The sequence below is a fragment of the Pseudomonas sp. F9001 genome, assembly GCF_013385435.1.
Lineage (GTDB): Bacteria > Pseudomonadota > Gammaproteobacteria > Pseudomonadales > Pseudomonadaceae > Aquipseudomonas.
The window spans coordinates 84548-101979 of sequence record NZ_JACAPX010000004.1 but is presented as its reverse complement, the minus strand read 5'-3'; the positions used below and the strand labels follow the sequence as shown (position 1 = coordinate 101979).

Annotated in this window: 16 protein-coding genes and 1 riboswitch; of the genes, 9 read left to right on the top strand and 7 right to left on the bottom strand. The window is 62.9% G+C overall.

The genetic code is table 11. The features are described 5' to 3' along the window. The first annotated feature begins 3 nt into the window (after positions 1–3). Genes icmH through HX818_RS02630 form a run of 4 tightly spaced genes read left to right on the top strand, consistent with a single transcriptional unit; the run spans position 4 to position 5866 of the window. On the top strand, positions 4–864 hold the full coding sequence (gene icmH / locus HX818_RS02645) for a type IVB secretion system protein IcmH/DotU (protein ID WP_177019433.1): 861 nt from the start codon (positions 4–6) through the stop codon (positions 862–864). Between the two features lie 15 nt (positions 865–879). Beyond that, entirely contained in the window at positions 880–4266 is a 3387-nt protein-coding gene (gene tssM, locus HX818_RS02640; protein WP_177019432.1) for a type VI secretion system membrane subunit TssM, read from the top strand. After that, positions 4263–5000 carry a PP2C family serine/threonine-protein phosphatase gene (locus HX818_RS02635; RefSeq protein ID WP_023658926.1) on the top strand — a complete coding sequence of 246 codons (738 nt, stop codon included), beginning with the start codon at positions 4263–4265 and terminating at the stop codon, positions 4998–5000. Before tssM ends, HX818_RS02635 begins: the two co-directional genes overlap by 4 nt. Continuing rightward, entirely contained in the window at positions 4988–5866 is an 879-nt protein-coding gene (locus tag HX818_RS02630) for a serine/threonine-protein kinase (RefSeq protein WP_003208060.1), read from the top strand. Before HX818_RS02635 ends, HX818_RS02630 begins: the two co-directional genes overlap by 13 nt. Here the strand turns inward: HX818_RS02630 and HX818_RS02625 are convergent. Then, complete coding sequence (locus tag HX818_RS02625) at positions 5863–6192, bottom strand: DUF6388 family protein (RefSeq protein ID WP_003208062.1); 330 nt, start codon at positions 6190–6192, stop codon at positions 5863–5865. The genes HX818_RS02630 and HX818_RS02625 overlap by 4 nt on opposite strands. Positions 6193–6219: 27 nt before the next feature. Then, complete coding sequence (locus HX818_RS02620; protein WP_371315690.1) at positions 6220–7515, bottom strand: serine hydrolase domain-containing protein; 1296 nt, start codon at positions 7513–7515, stop codon at positions 6220–6222. A 254-nt stretch (positions 7516–7769) separates the two neighbouring features. On the opposite strand from HX818_RS02620, the gene HX818_RS02615 reads away from it, so the two are divergent. Next, a complete protein-coding gene (locus HX818_RS02615; RefSeq protein ID WP_177019430.1) occupies positions 7770–9863 on the top strand; it encodes an EAL domain-containing protein in 2094 nt (697 codons plus the stop codon). Here HX818_RS02615 and HX818_RS02610 read toward each other — a convergent pair. Beyond that, a complete protein-coding gene (locus HX818_RS02610) occupies positions 9841–10707 on the bottom strand; it encodes a LysR family transcriptional regulator (protein ID WP_087694167.1) in 867 nt (288 codons plus the stop codon). The two genes, HX818_RS02615 and HX818_RS02610, sit on opposite strands and share 23 nt — an antisense overlap. A 92-nt stretch (positions 10708–10799) precedes the next feature. Here HX818_RS02610 and HX818_RS02605 point away from each other — a divergent pair, with 92 nt between their 5' ends. After that, entirely contained in the window at positions 10800–11354 is a 555-nt protein-coding gene (locus tag HX818_RS02605; protein WP_087694166.1) for a DUF4865 family protein, read from the top strand. A gap of 40 nt (positions 11355–11394) precedes the next feature. Here the strand turns inward: HX818_RS02605 and HX818_RS02600 are convergent, their stop codons facing one another. Together HX818_RS02600 and HX818_RS02595 are read right to left on the bottom strand one after the other, a co-directional pair. Next, the gene (locus HX818_RS02600) at positions 11395–12123 is read right to left on the bottom strand and encodes a CbtA family protein (RefSeq protein WP_032899583.1); all 729 of its coding nucleotides are present in this window, start codon (positions 12121–12123) and stop codon (positions 11395–11397) included. Positions 12124–12138: 15 nt separating this feature from the next. Next, positions 12139–12351, bottom strand: a complete 213-nt coding sequence (locus HX818_RS02595; protein WP_003208073.1) for a CbtB domain-containing protein — start codon at positions 12349–12351, stop codon at positions 12139–12141. Positions 12352–12382: 31 nt separating this feature from the next. Continuing rightward, a riboswitch (cobalamin riboswitch) is annotated at positions 12383–12522 on the bottom strand. Positions 12523–12549: 27 nt separating this feature from the next. Between HX818_RS02595 and HX818_RS02590 the strand changes: the two genes are divergently transcribed. The 3 genes from HX818_RS02590 to HX818_RS02580 are packed head-to-tail and all read left to right on the top strand — an operon-like array spanning position 12550 to position 14659. After that, a complete protein-coding gene (locus HX818_RS02590) occupies positions 12550–13113 on the top strand; it encodes a histidine phosphatase family protein (RefSeq protein ID WP_177019429.1) in 564 nt (187 codons plus the stop codon). Positions 13114–13171: 58 nt separating this feature from the next. Next, complete coding sequence (gene cobF, locus HX818_RS02585) at positions 13172–13927, top strand: precorrin-6A synthase (deacetylating) (protein WP_177019470.1); 756 nt, start codon at positions 13172–13174, stop codon at positions 13925–13927. Between the two features lie 12 nt (positions 13928–13939). After that, positions 13940–14659: an alpha/beta hydrolase gene (locus HX818_RS02580; protein ID WP_087694209.1), complete on the top strand. Its 720-nt coding sequence runs from the start codon at positions 13940–13942 to the stop codon at positions 14657–14659. Between the two features lie 145 nt (positions 14660–14804). On the opposite strand, the gene HX818_RS02575 is transcribed toward HX818_RS02580, so the two are convergent. Together HX818_RS02575 and HX818_RS02570 are read right to left on the bottom strand one after the other, a co-directional pair. Continuing rightward, the gene (locus tag HX818_RS02575; protein WP_177019428.1) at positions 14805–15383 is read right to left on the bottom strand and encodes a hypothetical protein; all 579 of its coding nucleotides are present in this window, start codon (positions 15381–15383) and stop codon (positions 14805–14807) included. 72 nt (positions 15384–15455) lie between these two features. Continuing rightward, entirely contained in the window at positions 15456–17264 is a 1809-nt protein-coding gene (locus tag HX818_RS02570) for a monovalent cation:proton antiporter-2 (CPA2) family protein (RefSeq protein WP_008437055.1), read from the bottom strand. Positions 17265–17432 lie beyond the last annotated feature (168 nt).

The following is a 17432-nucleotide window of genomic DNA, read 5'->3' as shown; positions in this document are numbered from 1 at the left end:
ACCATGGACAGGGAATACCCGCAGGACGAGAAAACCGTCCTGCTTGATCGACAGGGACGCGGACCGGCGCAGGGACCGATGACCGACTTCGCATCGCCGCCGCGTTTCGAACAACTGGAAGACCGGATGATCTACGCGGCCCGCTTGCAGGGCGCGGAGCATTTCGACATTGGCCTGAACAGTTTGGTGGCGCCTGCCTGGGAGCTTCTGTCCGAGGTGGTCCGCCTCAAGCGCAGTTCCGCCGAGGAAAGCCTGCGCGCCCTGAATGAACGACTCTCGGCGGCAGTCACGCTGTTCGAGACGCGGGCCCGGCATGACGGGGCCCAAGGCAGCGAGGTCATGGCGGCGCGGTATGTGCTGTGCAGCGTGATCGACGAGGCAGTGGTCACCACCTCATGGGGCAGCCAGAGCGATTGGTCGAAGATGAGCCTGCTGAGCAGTTTTCACAACGAAACCTTCGGCGGCGAGAAGTTTTTCCAGTTGCTTGAGCGCATGTCGAGGGACCCCTTCAAGCACCTGGCGATGCTGGAGTTGATGTACCTGTGCCTGTCCCTCGGGTTTGAGGGCAAGTACCGGGTCATGGAGCGTGGGTTGTTGCAGCTTGAACAGGTTCGGGACGCGCTGTATCGGCAGATCCGGCATGTGCGGGGTGATACGCCTGCGGCGTGCGCGCCGTCGCCCAGGCCGGAACAGCCGCGCCGGAAACGGCTGAGAGTCGTGTCGCTCACCTGGATTGCAGTGTTTGTCGCCGCCAGCCTGTTGAGCCTGTATGCAGGATTTGCCTGGGTGCTGGGCCAGCAGCGTGAAGCGGTGTTGCAACCGTATCAACTCGTGGCGCCGGATATTTTCCGGGCGCCGCTCTAACGCAGGGAGCAACGCATGAACGCATTCTTCAGGAGCGCGGGCGCCGTGCTGGGCAGGGTTTGGGTCTGGAGCCTGCTGCTGGTGCTCGCGGTCGCAATGACCGTGTGGTTCTTCGGGCCACTGCTGGCTGTCGACGACTATCGATTCTGGCAAGCGGCGGCATCGCGCTTGCTGACAATCAGCGGGCTGTTTTTGTTGTGGGGCCTGGCGATGGTGTATGCCAATTGGCGCAGTATGGCCCGGCAATCAACCGTCGATGACGGCGAACCACGCCCGCGCAAAGGCCAGGTTGAAAACGAGCAGCGGCATCTGCGCGGTCGCTTCAAGGACGCTTTGTACACCCTGAAACACTCCCGGATTTATGGTGAACGCAGCCCGCGCTGGCGTGATGCATTGCCCTGGTATTTGCTGATCGGCAAGGAAGGCAGTGGCAAGTCCCGGATGTTGGCCGCCAGTGGCTTGCAGTTGCTCCAGGATCAGGGCGCGTCGGTAGCGACGCAGGGCGGTGCCACGCGGGACTGTGACTGGCATTTCGCCGAGGACGGCGTGTTGCTCGACGTCGCCGGCCGCTACCTTACCCAGCCTGACAGCCAGGTGGATGGCGCGGGTTGGTCGACGCTGCTGGAGCTGCTCAAGGTGCGGCGCCGGACACGCCCGCTCAACGGTGTGGTGGTGGCGCTGTCCACGGACACATTGCTCCATGGCAGCGAGCGTCAGCTGGAGAATGAGGCGCGGACAGTCCAGAGTCGGTTGCTGGAGATCCGCCAGACGTTGCATGTGGAGGTGCCGGTCTACCTGGTGGTGACCCAGGCCGACCGCCTGCCGGGGTTTGCGGAGTTCTTCGACCGGCCGTTGGGCGAAGGCAGTGATGCGGTGTTGGGCGAATCTATCGTCCCAGGCAAAGCGGGTATTGGCATTGCCCAGGTACGACAGGCGTTTGAAGCACTGCTGCAGCGCTTGAGCGGTGAGCTTGTGCAGCGCCTGCACCAGGAACGCAACAGTGATCTGCGCGGACGGATGCTCGACTTCCCCCATCAGGCGGCCCGGATTGGCGAGCGCCTGAGCCTCTATATCGACGTTGCTTTTTGCGGCCCGCGTTATCAGCACACCAACGGCTTTCGTGGTTTCTACTTGACCAGCGCCGACGGTGGCCCACAGGCACTTGAACCACGTTCGCACTTTATCCAGGGCTTGTTCAGCCGGGTGATTCTGGCGCAAGCCGACCTGGCGGACCTCGATAGCCAGGAGCGCCGTCGAATCCGCCGGCACCAGGGGGGGCTGGCCCTGGGCGCACTAGTGGTCGTCGTGGCGGCGGGCTTGCTGTGGACCCACAGTTACTCCTCCAATCATCAACGTCTGGAGCAACTGCAGGCGCTGGCACGACAGCCCGCACCCGTGCAGCCTGGGTCAGACGCTACCCAGGCACTCCTGCCGCTGCTGGACAGCCGCCTGGCGGCCACGCGGATTTTCCCCTTGCCGGGCGAAGCCAGGCTGGTTGAGCGGATGGGGTTGTATCAGGGCAGTATCAGCCGTCCGGTGCTGGAGCAGGCCTACGAGCGTGCCTTGGGCCGGCTGTTGCTGTCCCACGTCAGCGAGATGCTGCAGGAACAGGTTCGCGGCAGCCTGGAAGATCGTGAGCGGCTGCTGGATAACCTCCGGGCATACCTGATGCTCAACCTGCGGGAGCGGCGGGATGTCGGCTGGCTGCGTGAGCGGGTGGCGGGGCATTGGTCTGTACGGTTTGCCGGTGAGCCCTCCGTGCAAAACCGGTTGAATGAACATTTCGCGCGCTTGCTTGAGCAACCGTTCGTGCAGCCGCTCGATGACGAGCTGGTGGCCCGCGCGCGCCACGTGTTGCGCGGCGAATCGCTGGTTGACGTGGTGTACCGGGTGCTGCGCGAACAAGCTCGCGGCCTTGAACCGTTGCGCCTTGCACACGGGCGGGTGTTTGAGGGGGGCGAGCGTTCCATTCCGGGGTTTTATACCCGCACGTACCAGCGGCATTTTGAAGCGCAGGGCGCGCGGCTGGTGAATACCATCGTCCAGGACAACTGGGTGCTGGGAGAGGGCGCCGACCTGAGCGCCATGGATTTGCAACGGTTGATGGTGGAGCTTGAACAACGCTACTTCAGCGAGTATGCCGATGCCTGGAGCGAGGCGCTTGGGCAGGTTGGCCTGCGTGAAACTGAAAACTCCAGGCAAGGCGCCGAGCAGCTCGCCAGCTTGACGTCGGCCCAGTCGCCGTTGTTGCAGTTGTTGCAGCAGGTTCGTGACCACACGCGCCTGCCGTCGGCCAGTGAGCGCCTCGACGAGCTGGCTGCCAAGCTGCCTGGGCCTGCGGCAGAGCGGTTGCCGACCGCCGCCGGGCTGGTCAATGCCTTGCCCGACAGCGCACGGCGAGCCATGCAGCGCCGCTTCGAGCCCTTGCACCAGTTGCTGGACAGCCAAGAGAACCCGGGGGCCGAGTTGACCGGCGTGTTACAGGCGCTCAACGACTTGCACCTGCAGTTGGCGAGCTTGAATCGCGAAGGCGCGCCGGAGCCGGTCGCGTTCGAGATGGTCAAGCGGCGGATCCAGGGGCAGCAGGATGCGCTGAGTAACCTGCGCAACGTGGCCGCGCGTTTGCCGCTGCCGCTGGCGGGCTGGTTCGAAAGCCTGGCCGACGAGCATTGGCGCCGCCTGCTCGACCAGGCCTATCGGCATGTGAACCAGCGTTATCAGAGCGAGGTATATGGTTTCTACAGCAGGGCGATCAAGCTGCGTTTCCCGTTCAATGCCCACGCCAGCAGCGACGTTTCCCTCAACGACTTCCAGGAGTTTTTCAAGCCTGAGGGGATCATGGCGCGATTCTTTGACAGCTATCTGAAGCCTTTCGTCAGCGGTGATTCCGGGCGCTACAGGCTGCGTAGCCTGGATGGGCGCAGCTTGCCGATGTCTCGGGCGTTGCTCGACCAGCAGGCGAAGGTGCAGGTGATCAGGCGCGGTTTTTTTGCGGATGAGTCGGGGGACTTGCAGGTTCGTTTCACGCTCGCACCCTATAGCCTGGACCCGTCGGTGAGTCGCGCGGTCTTGCGTTTGGGTGGCCAGCAGATGGAGTACCGGCACGGGCCGATTGTCCCCATGGCGATGCAATGGCCAGCCGAGGCTGAGAATGGTCGCAGCAGCCTGGTACTGGAGCGTGGCCGCGAGCGGGCGCTGGGGCTCGAAAAAAATACCGGGGCCTGGTCCCTGTTTCGCTTGTTCGACTTGATGCAGAGCGAACCCTCCAGCGGGCAGGATGAGCTGATCCTCAAGGCTGACCTGGCAGGCTTGCGCGCCAACTACCTGCTGACCAGCCGACGCACCCCCAATCCATTCCAGATGGCGCAGTGGCGAACTTTTCGCCTGCCGGAGCAGTTGTGAGCCAACCTCGCGACCGCTGGCACAGCGCCGGTCGCACAGACCGTGGAAAGGTCCGTTTACGCAACGAGGATGCCTTTCTCGATTGCCCCGGGACGCGCTGCTGGGCCGTGGCGGACGGGATGGGCGGGCATCAGGCGGGGGATATCGCCAGCCAGCTGGTGGTCGATGGCCTGGCGTCATTGCCCGGCCAGGGCAGCCTGGATGAACGCGTCGAGGCGACCCGTCGTTGCCTGCAATGGCTCAACCGGCGGCTGGGCGATGAATTGACGCTGGCCTCCCATGGCGCCGAGGCCATCATGGGAAGCACGGTCGTGGCGTTGTTGCTTCAGGGCGATCGCGCTGCGTGTGTCTGGGCCGGTGACAGTCGTTGCTATCTGTGGCGCGGGCAGACGCTGTACCAGCTGTCGCGAGACCATTCGCTGTGTGAGCAATTGATTGACCAGCAGGTGAGCCCGGAACAGGCCAGGGCCCATCCAGACGCACGTGCCTTGACCCGGGCCATCGGCTCGCGGGCACCACTGAGCCCGCAGGTCCTGGAACTCGGTACCTTGGCAGGGGATGTGTTTCTGTTGTGCAGCGACGGCCTGTACCAGGCGCTTAGCCACTCTGAGTTGGGCCAGGCCTTGAGCCAGGGAAACCCGCAACGTGTCCTGGACCAGCTGTTTGCAGGTGTCTTGCGCGGCACGGCCGGCGACAACCTGACCGCTGTGGTGGTGCAGTCATGCGCGACCTGACCCACTTTGCCTTTGCCAAGGCCCCGGTAAACCCACCGCGCGACGGAGCCCCCGAGTTGCTGGCCGGGCGATACCTGATCGAGCGCGTGTTGGGCGCAGGCGGCATGGGCGTGGTCTATCGTGCGCGGGACCTGCTGCACGAACAGTTTGGCGAACCCTGTTCCAGTGTCGCGATCAAGGTGTTGGGCGAGGCCATCCGCGAGTCTGCGGATGCCCACGTGTTGCTGTACAACGAGTTTGCCCTGACCCGCAGCCTGCGGCATGAGCAGGTGGTGCGTGTGTATTCATTTGAAGTGGATGCTCCCGGCCAGATCGCATTCTTTACCATGGAACTGCTCCAGGGCATGACTCTGGACCGGTTGCTGCTGGAGTGCCCCGGCGGTTTACCCTGGCAAGCGCTGCAAGGCATCGCCGTGCAATTGCTCGACGCGTTGCGCCATAGCCATCAGCAGGGTGTGCTGCACGGGGATGTGAAACCCGCCAATGTCATGGTGGGAGACGGCGGCTTGCGCTTGTTCGATTTCGGTCTGGGCGAGGCTTGCGGACAGGCCCCGGCGGGTTCTCCAGGCTTGAGTCGCAGCCGCTTCAATGCCTGGACGCCCGCGTACGCCGCGCCGGAGTTGCTGGCTGGCGGAGCACTGTCGGCCAGCGCCGACCTGTATGCAGTGGCCTGTGTGTTGTACGAATTGGCACAAGGCCGGCGCCACGCCAGTGACAGGCCGGCCCGGCCCAGGCAACTGCCTCGCCATTGCTGGCCTGTATTGCGTACGGCGTTGACGGCTGACCCTGAACGCAGGGCCGTTACTCTTGATGAATTGCGCGCGGTGCTCGCTGATCGCAGGAAGGGCCTGGGCCGCTGGTTCTAGACGGGCAAGTCGTGCAGCTGGCAATACTCGAACCAACTCAGGCCTGCCATTTGCGCCACCTCCTTGTGCACCTCAAGGCGTTGCGCCTCGAAATCCGCCGGGGAATGCGCCGTCAATTTCAGCGTCAGTTCCCAGGCGAACAAGCCCTGTTGCTCGGCTTCTGCCTCGAAGGCTTCATGCAGGCGCTCGGCGCGGTACTGCTCCATGGTTTCCCCTTTGGCCTGGGCCGCCAGGGGGTTCAATGTATTCAGTTCCGCGGCCAGGGCCGGGTGTTCACTCAAGAATCGGTCCAGGGCTAGCTGGTGGTTTTCGCCGGGTTGGGACAAAGGTTTACTCCACGGTAAGAGAGACGGTCAGTGTGGCTTGGACATTAAAAAAGCCGCCATGGCTGCATAGGCGGGCAAGGTCACCCCATCATTGGCGGCGTTGCCGGCCACCGGGTGGGAGGCATAGCGAACAATCACCATTTCGGCCTTGGGGTCGATGTAGATGCTCTGGCCATGCACCCCGCGGGCCATGAAGGCGCCGTCGGGATTGTGGGTTACCCACCACATGTTGCGATAGCTCCAGCCCTTCAATTGAGCGTAGCCGGCCTGGGCGAACGCCTGCTTGTCACCGCCCTGGCGAATATCCGTCACCACGTTTTCGGGCACGATCTGCTGGCCATTGAAGCGCCCGCCGTTGCGCAGCATCTCGGCAAACCGGGCCAGGTCCCGCAGCCCGGTGTTCAGGCCGCCACCGGCGAAGGGTGTGCCGATGGAGTCGACGGTGAAGTAGGCGTCCTGTTCGGCGCCAAGCCGACTCCAGATGCGTTCGCTGAGCAGTTGCGCGACGTTGCGCCCGGTCGCGCGGGCAATCACCCAGCCGAGTACGTCGGTATTGACGGTCTTGTAGCCGAAGGCACGCCCGTGTTCGCCGCGCTGCTTAACCGTTTGCAGGAACTCGTAGTAGCTGCGCGGCCCGGTGTAGTCCTTGGGTTTGGGCAGCGGGTTGCCGGCCTGGGCGTGGGCCCAGACTTCGGCGTTGGGGTCGGCATAATCTTCGCTGTAGTCCAGGGCGGTGGTCATGTCCAGCACCTGGCGCAAGGTGGCGCTGCCAAAGGCCGAACCGCCGAGTTCGGGCACGTAGTCGACGATCTTTTTCTGTGGGTCCAGGGTGCCATCGGCCACCAGCATCGCGCCCAGGGTACCGATCACCGATTTGGTGACCGACATGGCCGCGTGTTGCCCATCCTCCTTGAGCACCCCGAAATAACGCTCATAAACCACCGTGCCGCGATGCATCACCACGATGCCATCGGTGTAGGTGGCGTCCAGGGCCTGGCGCCAGGTCAGCGGCTGGGCTGCACCCACTGGCTGCACGGGGATTGCATCGAGTGCCGGGTCGAGTTTGCGTGGCAATGCCAGCGGTGCGCTGAGCCCGCGGGAGACGTTAACCGTGGGCATCAATTGGCGAAAGTTGGCGACACTCCAGCGCATCGCCGGGAAGCGGAAATAGCTGCCGTCTTCAAAGCGTACGGTGCGGTCGGCCGGCGGCGGTGCGCCGACCATCCATTGCAGCCTGGCCGGGTCGCTGGCCTGGGCATCGGCGAAGGTCGGGGTGGCGGCGCCGGCCAACGGGCTGGTCAGCCCAAGCAGCGCACAGGCCATGAGGGGAGTGAATCGCAGCATCAGTCGAGTCCGTTCGAGGGGTGCGTCGTTTTTTACGACAACCAGTGCGCCAAAGGATGGGCCAACCCGAGCCAATCGACAAGCAGCAAGCCCCTGCGGTGATTCTGAATAAATGCGCCAGGGGCGGCAAAAGCCTTTCGCTTGCGGTGTCAGGGCGTGTAGCGTTACCCCGTGATAAGGCGACAGCCAGGTGTTATTTTGCGACCCTGGCATCAGGGACCGAGGGACAGGTGATGGCGCAAACGCTGTTCAAGCTTTTCTTCACCCAGCGGCTGGCGGCCCTCGCCAGTACCGAGTCGTTGCGGGCCATACGCGAGGGGCTGTTGTGGATCCTGCCGTGCCTGCTGGTATCGGCCGGTTTCCTGATCCTGTCCGAATGCGCCCGAGTGCTGGGTTTCGACCCTCAGGTGGTGGCCTTCCTGGCGGGGTTGCACAACCAGATCAGCTCGGTGATCCCGCTGCTGGTGGCAGCCTCCATCGGTTACATGCTCGCGATCCAGCACCGCCTGCCGCAACTCCCGGTAGCGTTCCTGTGCCTGGCCCATGTAGTGATCGCCACGTTTGTGCTGCGGGATTTTCCCCGAGCCTCGGCGACCTTCGTGTTGTTCATCGCCATCGCCTCACCGCTGATCAATGTGCCCGCCATCGCCTGGCTGCATCGGCGTCGCTGGACGCGGTTGATCAACGAAGACCTGGTGGGGCACAACCTCAAGGGCACCCTCAATATGGTGGTGCCGGGGGCAATCACGGCGCTCGGGCTGGTGCTCGTGCTGTCGTTGCTGTTGCAGATTCCGCAGGTGGCACAGCTTCAGGGGCCGCAGGTGCTCGATGCACTGGAGACGCCCTATGGCAGCGGCCTGTTTGTGACCCTGATGAATTCGCTGCTGTGGTTTTTCGGGATCCATGGGGTCTACGCCATGCAGCCGTTTTTTGATGTGCTGGACCAGGCGGTCGGGCTCAATAATGCGGCGGTGGCCGCCGGCGAGCCGGTCAAATATCTACTGAATGGCGGCTTGCTGGGCAGTTTCGCGTTTATCGGCGGTTCGGGTGGTGCCCTGTGCCTGCTGCTGGCGATCCTGCTGTTTTCCAAAAGCCGGTCCATGCGATTGGTGGCGATGGCGAGCCTGCCGTTGTCATTGTTCAATGTCAGTGAAGTGCTGTTGTTTGGCTTGCCGATCATTCTTAACCCGCGGCTGTTCATTCCCTTTCTGGTGGTCCCGGCGTTCAACGTGATACTGGCGTTGATAGTGGTGCAGATTGGCTGGGTGTCGCCTGCGGTGGTGAGCGTGCCATTTACTGCGCCGGTGTTGCTCAACGCCTACCTGAGCACCCACGGCGATCTCGCGGCAGTGTTGCTGCAGGTGGTGTTGCTGGGGGTTGGCATGCTGATCTATGCACCCTATGTGCGTGCGATCAACCGCCAGGCCACGGAGGGCGGCACGGTGTATTTGAAGTCGCTGGACATGACCTTTCGCGGCCTGGAAGAAAAAGGCCGCTTGCTGGAGCTGGACCCGGTGATGGCGTCCCACAAGGCCCAGGCGCGCCAGGTCAGCGAGTTGAGCCATATCCAGCAGATCAGCGACTATGAGTTCTACCTCGAATTCCAGCCGCAGATTTCCACCCGGACCGGGCTATGCACCGGTTGCGAAGCGTTGATGCGGGCCCGGGACGCCGGAGGTACGGTGCATTCACCCTGGGAGTTCCTGCAATGGCTGGCCCATGCCAGGTTGATGCCCGACGTGGATGTGTGGGTGGCATCCCAGGCTGTGCGCCAGTACCAGAAGTGGCAGAAGGTCGGGTTTACGTTGCCGATGACGATCAATATCTCCAGTGCCACGCTGACTACCCCGGCGTATGGTGATCGGCTGGTGGAGATACTGGCCCAGGCCCACGGGCAGGTTTCGGTGGAGATCACCGAGGATGCGCTGGTGGGCGATATCCAGGGCACGCGGCAGATGATCGAGAAGCTCCAGGCGATTGGTGCCAAGGTGTATATCGACGACTTCGGCACCGGATTTTCAGCGCTGAGTTACCTGCACCAGTTCCCCGTGGATTTCATCAAGATCGATCGCAGTTTCGTGGTCGCCCAGCATGATCCAAAGGGCGCCCAGGTGTTGACCGGGATGCTGCGGTTCTGTGAGGCGTTGAACCTCGGGGTGGTGGTGGAGGGCGTGGAAACCGCCGAGCAACTGGCGTTTTTGCAGTCGGGCTCGGAGCTGATCATCCAGGGCTGGTACTTCAGCAAGGCGCTGCCGGGCGATGAACTGGAGCGGTTCGTGCGCGGGCGGTATACCCAGATGCAATCTAACGCTCCAGAACCCCTCTGAAGGTTGCGCTCAACGCCCGCAATGTCTCGCGGGAGCGGCCGTCGCTGATGCGGCTGTGCAGCACGATTTCACTGACGGGCAATGCCGGTAATCCGTACTGTTCGCTGACGTCCACGGCGCCCGCCGGCGCCACTCGCCGGGCCAGCGCCGCCACACCCAGGCCGGCGCTGACTGCCGCACCCACCGCCATTACGCCGCCGCCGACAAACACTTCGGTCCAGTCAATCCGCGCCTCATCCAGCGCGCGCACCGCCAGGTGTCGCACGCCGCAGGGCGAGGCCATGGTTGCCATGCGCAGGGGCGTGCCGGGCGTGTGCTGCCAGGTAGGCGCGGCGAACCAGCCAAAGCGCTCCACCACCAATACCTCACCGTCCTGGCGATCGCCTTCGTTGCGCACGATCACCGCGTCCAGTTCGTTGCGGTCGAACGCCGCCACCAGGTCGCGGGACGAAGCAATCCGCACCTCCAGGATCACCAGCGGGTCATAGGCGGCCAGGCGGCTGAGCCACAGTGGCAGGTCCGGCCCGGCCACGTGGTCGCTGATGCCGATCACCAACCGTCGGGGGGCGCCATTGCCCATGTCACCCAACGCCCGTTCGTGGGCATTGAGCAATGCGCGGGCGGCGACGATGAACTGCTCGCCCTGGGGCGACAGCCGCACATGCCGCGGTGTACGAACCAGCAGGCGATAACCGAGGCGTTCTTCCAGGCGCTTGAGCTTGAGGCTGATGGCTGCCTGCGAGGTGTCCAGTGCCTGGGCCGCGCGGGTGAAGCTGGCGAAATCGGCGACCAGGACAAAGGCGTGCACGGTGTCGATATCCAGCGGCTTGAGTGCGTCGGTCATTTCAGTTCCTTATCACACCTATATCCGGTGATATCTTGCGGAAATCATGGGCGCTGCGCAAGCTGGGCACTCATCTGAACAGGAGCGCCATGATGTTTGCCAAACAGTATTCACACCGCTTGCCAGCCGATTACGACATGGGTGTCATCCGTGAGCGGGCCGCTCGCCTGGGGCCGTTGTGGGATCATGCCGAGGGTTTGCTGTTCAAGGCGTTTATCGCCCAGGAGCGAGGGCAGGGGCCGGGGGTGGGTAACCTGTATTCGTCGGTTTATCTGTGGTCGGATCCTTTGCAGGCTGCGGATTTCTTGCTCGGCGAGCGCTTCCAGAAGGTCCTCGACAGTTTTGGCCAGCCGCACATTGAGTCCTGGTTACCGCTGGACGTGCAGCGAGGTCCGGCGCAAGACGCCTTGAGCCTGTATCGGGAGGAGTGGGCGCTGGCGCCGGGGGCGGACCGCGGGCAAATCCTCGCCGCAGAAAAGGCCCGCAACCAGCAGCTCGCGGACAGCAGCGATAACTTCGCGGTGTTTCTGGCGCTGGATGTGCAGGCGTGGAAGCTGGTGCGAATTACCTTGTCGGCCAAGGCGCTGGATGTGAACCATCCGGGCAATGGCTACGAGGTGTTCTACCTGGCGCGGCCCGGGGTGTGAATGCCGGTAGCCGCCGATGCGTCGGCGGCTACCTGTACCGTCAGGAGTTGAGACGCGCCTGAGGCTGGCTCAGCTTGCGCTCGGCCACGGCGCCGAACACCAGGCCCAGGGTGGTCCACAGCACCAGTTGAATCCCCAGGGAGGCCACGCGGAATTTCCACAGCAACACTGCCGAGAACTGTTCCGGCACTTCGTTGATGGTCGGGAACAAGCTGCCGGCCACCGACACGATCACGATGTACAGCGCCACACCGAGAATCGCGCCTGCCCATAGGCCACGGCTGGCAATCAGCTTGCGCGCCGCGTTGATCGCAATCACCGCAGCCGCCACCGACACCAGCAGCATCAGGAAGAACAGCTTGGTGCGTTGCGCGATGGTGGCGGGGTCGCCCACCGATGGCGGGTTGGCCGGATACTTCAGCCCCGGCACCACGATGATCGTCACAAACGCCGCCAATGCCAGCAGCGCTGCCAAGCCACGAGGGCCGACCTTGCCGATGCGGCCCAGGGAGTAGGCGAACACCAGGGCGAAAATGCCACCCAGGGAGACGCTGTACACCACCACGCCGGTGAACAGGCCGAAGGTGCTTTGTACTTCGCGGCTCACCAGTTCTTCTTCCGGCGCGTCGCCGTGCATCTGTGCCATCTGATCTTCGAAGGCGATGGCCTTGTCGATCTGCGGCTCACCAAAAGTCTTGGCGAAGCCGAAGGCCAGGATGCCGGCGAGCAGGCCCACCAGCATCCCGCGAACGAGTAAATGCCCTGTCATGTCGTCACGCTCCAATCAATGGCAGGGGAAACCCAGCAGGTGGCGACCGTCATGCACAAACTCATGCACGTACATGCCTTTGAACACGGCCGTCGCGCCTTGCTCGGCGCCGACGAAGTAAATCGCGAGCAACAGCAGCAGGCCGCCGAAGATCGCCCAGGGCAGGATTTCGCCCAGGGGAATGGACGGTATTGAAACGTCGGAGCCAGTTGCAGCGGTATAAGCCATGAGAACCTCCAGGGATGACGCGTCCCGAAATGGATAGCGAGTTGGCTGAAACAGGGTCTGGCTTACGGCTAAAAGGCCGAATACAGTGGCGCGACCGCGCCGGCATTGAACCGGCTTCCTGTTGCAGAATAGTTGAAACATGTTGAAACAACTTCGCAAGTCTACGCTGACTGCCCCTTAAAACCAGAGCGATTTGTCATGCAGGCCACCCGTTTGACCCTTGTTGCCCACGCCGGCACCCGTGCCCAGAAACAGGCACGCTTTGCGCTGGATGAGTCGGTGGAGATGGACTGGCAGCAGGCGGCGCTTTCCCAGGGGCAACGCTTCAAGCGTGCACCCCGGGTGCTGTGCGGCCCGGAGGCGCGGACACGGCAGACGGCGGCGCTGTTTGCCGACGATGCTTTGGTTGAAACAGCCCTGCGCGATTGTGATTTTGGCCGCTGGCAAGGGTTGGCGATCGAGGAGGTTCAGCAGGCCGAACCCGAAGCGCTTCAGGCCTGGTTGACCGACAGCACCTCGGCGCCCCACGGCGGCGAGTCGGTAGTACAACTGTGTGAGCGGATAGGGCAGTGGTTGCAGTCCCTCGAGCAATCCCCGGGGCATGTCGTGGCGGTGACGCATCCATTTGTGATCCGCGCAGCGCTGCTGCATGTCATGCAATGCCCACCCGCCATGTTCAACCTGATCGACGTGGAACCGCTGTCATCCACCGAGTTGCGCTTCAATGGGCGTTGGCGCCTGCGCCTGGAAACTCACGCCTGACGTCCCGAACATGGCAAAATCCGTTCCCCGCACCGAGACCACCCATGAAGACTTTCCCATGAAACGCATCCTGATCATCGGCATTGGCGCCGGCAACCCTGACTACATCACGATGCAGGCGGTCAAGGCGCTCAACCGCACCGACGTGTTTTTCCTGATGGACAAGGGCCAGAGCAAGGACAAGCTGATCGACCTGCGCCGGGAAATCTGCGAGACCTACATCACCGATCACGCCTACCGCTTTGTCGAGGCCGATTGCCCCGAGCGGGTGCGTGGCGATATCGACTACACCACCGCCGTGAAGGACCTGAACCGCAACAAGCAGCAGACCTTCGAACGGATGATCAATGAAGAAATGGCCGACGGCGAAGTGGGCGCATTCCTGGCCTGGGGCGATCCCGCACTGTACGACAGCACCATTCGTATCCTGCAGGCGATCCTCGCCAGCGGCAGCTGCGAATTCGAATTTGAAGTGATCCCCGGGATCACCAGCGTCCAGGCGTTGGCGGCGCAGCACAAAGTGCCGCTGAACCGCATCGGTCGCTCCATCGAAATCACCACCGGGCGCCGGTTGGCGGCGGGGCAGGCGAGTGATGCCGACACCCTGGTTGTCATGCTCGATGCCGAAGATTCCTACCGCACCGTGGCCGATCAGGACCTGGATATCTACTGGGGCGCCTACCTGGGCACACCGGATGAAATCCTGATCAGCGGCAAAGTGGCCGAGGTTGCCGAAGAGATTGAACGTGTGCGCAAGGCGGCGCGCCAGGCCAATGGCTGGATCATGGATACCTATTTGTTGCGCAAACCCTAGAGGTTGATGCTCATGCTCAAACTGATTGCCCTGACGGTGGCGCTGTTTACCGGCGCCGCACAGGCCGAAGACGTATTGCACACCGACCTGCCGCTGCCTTACCTGGAACAGACCCAAAGCGATGCGCGCAACGAGCCGCTGGTGATCTTCCTGCACGGTTATGGCAGTGACGAGGCCGACCTGTTCGGGCTCAAGGACCGCTTGCCGTCGACCTGGACCTACCTGTCTGCACGGGCACCGATGCCGGTGGAGGGCGGTGGTTATCGCTGGTTTCGCAAGAAGCCGGGCGATGGCGATTTTGATGGCGAGACCGCCGACCTGCAGAGCAGCGCCAAGCTGATCGAGGCCTTCGTCGCCCAGGCCACCACCAAGTACCACACCCAACCTGAGCGGGTGTTTCTGGTGGGGTTCAGCCAGGGTGCGATCATGTCGTACGAAGTCGGGTTAAGACATCCCGAAACCCTGCGCGGGATTGCGGCGTTGAGCGGCAGCCTGCTGCCGGTACTCAAGGCCGAACTCAAGCCGGATGCGCGACTGGGCAAGCTGGCGATTTTCATCGGTCACGGGACGCTGGACCAGGCGCTGCCGTACTACTCGGCAACGCGGGCCAACGAGGTATTGCAGGGGATTGGCCTCACGCCGGAATTCCACGGCTACCCGGGGATGATTCATACCGTCGGTGAGGCGGAGTTGCTGGACTTGAAGCAGTGGCTGGAAAAGAGCCTGCGTTGAATCCTGCGATGTGAGCGCGATCAAAAATGTGGGAGCGGGCTTGCTCGCGAAAGCGGTGGGTCAGTTAATACCTGTGTTGACTGAAACACCGCTTTCGCGAGCAAGCCCGCTCCCACATTGGATTTTCACTGCCAGATAAAACCGGTTATTTACCGCCGATAATCTGCTTCACCAACAGTGCATGACCGGCTTCATCATCCGCCCGGGAAATGGCCTGCACCACCAATTGGTGGCTGCCGGAGCCCGTCAGGAAGGTGGAACTCAGTGTCTTGCCACCGCCCATGGTCGCGGTGCTGTCGACCTGGCGCAAAGCCAGGCCTTTCACGTTGAGTTTCTTCTCGGCGCCTTTCTTGAAGTCCGGCAGGGCGGCGCTTTGTTCCTTGACGAAATCCGCCACGGCACCGTCGAGGAACTGCGGGTCGTTGTCCTTGATCAGGCTGGCGACACTCGGTTTTTCGACGACGAAGATCACGCTTTTGGTGGCCTGGTCACTGTACATCGTGCCGCTGGCGCCTGCGGTGCCGTGCTCGGCATCACCGGCCGGCAGTGGGTCGGCCAGGTAGGACTTGGGCAGGTTGAAGCTGAACTTGCCATCCAGGGTGGAGATGGTCTGGGTGGCGGTCTTCTGCGCCACTGGCTTGCTGGCGGCGAGGACTTGGCTGGCGCCGAAGCCGGCGGCCAGCGCGAGGGCCAAGAGGGCTGCGGTCTTGCTGAGGGTGGCCATGAAGCTCTCCAGGGATGAACGAAATTGCGCCGTATTCTGTCAGAAAACTCGCAAGATCGTTCATCTCCATCCCTACACCTTGTCGGACTCTTCCTCGATCCGGTCCATCTCAAACAGCCGTGCCAGTTCCGTCCGGGCTTCCTGGGCAGACTGCATCACCTTGGCCGCGTCGTCATACACGGCGTGTTGGGCCGCCAGCAATTGCAGGTCATGGTTTTTGAAGCGGCTGATGCGCGCGTCGGCCTGGGCCTGGGTCAAGCCAAGGCCCACCAGGGTGCGGCGGCTCATTTCCAGGCTGGAGTAAAACGTCTCGCGCACCGGTGACGCGTCGAGGTCCACCAGGCGGTGCACATGCTGGCGGTTACGGGCGCGGGCGATGATCTTCATGTGCGGGTAGAGGCTGCGCACCAGCTCGGCGGTCTTGATGTTGATCTCGGGGTCGTCCATGGCGATCACGAAAAACTCGGCCTGGTCGACTTTCGCTGCGTGAAGGATTTCCGGGCGCTGCGGGTCGCCGTAGAACACCGGCATGCCGCCGAAACTGCGGGTCAGTTCGATGGTTTCCACCGAGGTGTCGAGGGCAATGAACGAGATGTTCTGTGCCCGCAGGATCCGCGCCACGATCTGCCCCATGCGGCCCATCCCGGCGATCACCACCCGTGGCGCATCGCTTTCGATGGCACGGTATTCCTCGGGCACTTCCACCGGCTTGGCCTTGGGCTTGAACAGCTTCGGGCAGAGCAACAGCAGCAATGGCGTCACGGCCATGGACAGGGTGATGGTCAACACCAGGATGTCGTAGAGGTGCGGCTCGAACAGGCCTTGGTCGCGGCCGATCTTGAACACCACGAATGCGAACTCACCACCGGCTGCCAGCACCACGCCCAGGCGCAGCGCGCTTTCAGGGTTCAGGCCGCCTGCCAGGCGACCCACGCAAAACAGCAGCGGCAACTTGATGGCGATCAGCAGCAGGGTCAGCCCCAGCACGATCACCGGCGCGCTGAACAGCAGGCTGATATTGGCGCCCATGCCCACGCTGATAAAAAACAGACCCAGCAGCAGGCCCTTGAACGGTTCGATCTGCGATTCCAGCTCATGCCGGTATTCGGAGTCTGCCAGCAGCAACCCGGCGAGGAAGGCGCCGAGGGCCATGGACACGCCCACCAGCTCCATCAGCCATGCGGTGCCGATCACCACCAGCAACGCGGTGGCGGTGGAGACCTCCCGCAGGCCGGTCTTGGCGACGATGCGAAACACCGGCCGCAACAGATAGCGCCCGCCGATGATCACCACGGCGATGCTGCCCAGTACTTCCAGGCCGTGTCGCAGGCCCTGGGAGGTGGTGGCGGGATGATCGCTGCCCGCGAGCAGCGGCACCATGGCGATCAACGGGATGGCGGCGATGTCCTGGAACAACAGGATCGCAAAGGCCAGGCGCCCGTGGGGCTGGTTGAGTTCCTTGCGCTCGGCGAGGCTTTGCAGGCCAAACGCGGTGGAGGAGAGCGCCAGGCCAAGGCCCAGCACAATCGCGCTGTTCCATGATTGGCCAAACACGAACAGCGCGACCACGCCGATCACGGTGCCCGTCAGCAACACCTGCGCCAGGCCTACACCGAACACTGCCTTGCGCATCACCCACAGACGCTTCGGTGACAACTCCAGGCCAATGATGAACAGCAGCAACACCACCCCAAGTTCGGAAAACTGACTGACGCTTTGCGGGTTGCCCACCAGGCCCAGCACCGATGGGCCGATGATCACCCCGGCCAGCAAGTAACCCAGCACGGCACCCAGTTGCAGGCGCTTGGCCAGGGGCACGGTCAGGACGGCAGCGAGCAGGAATACAACGGCCGCTTGTAACAGGTTGCCTTCATGGGGCATTGGGGACTCCGGGATCGTTTTGCTGAATCAACAGGTTTTCCTGTAGGAGCGAGCTTGCTTTGCAGGTCCCAAGGCCTTCGCCTCCGGGTTCATTGGATGTCGTCCGGTTCTTTCGCGGCACTCTCCAAACTATTAATACCATTTATTTCAATGAGTTTTATGCACGTG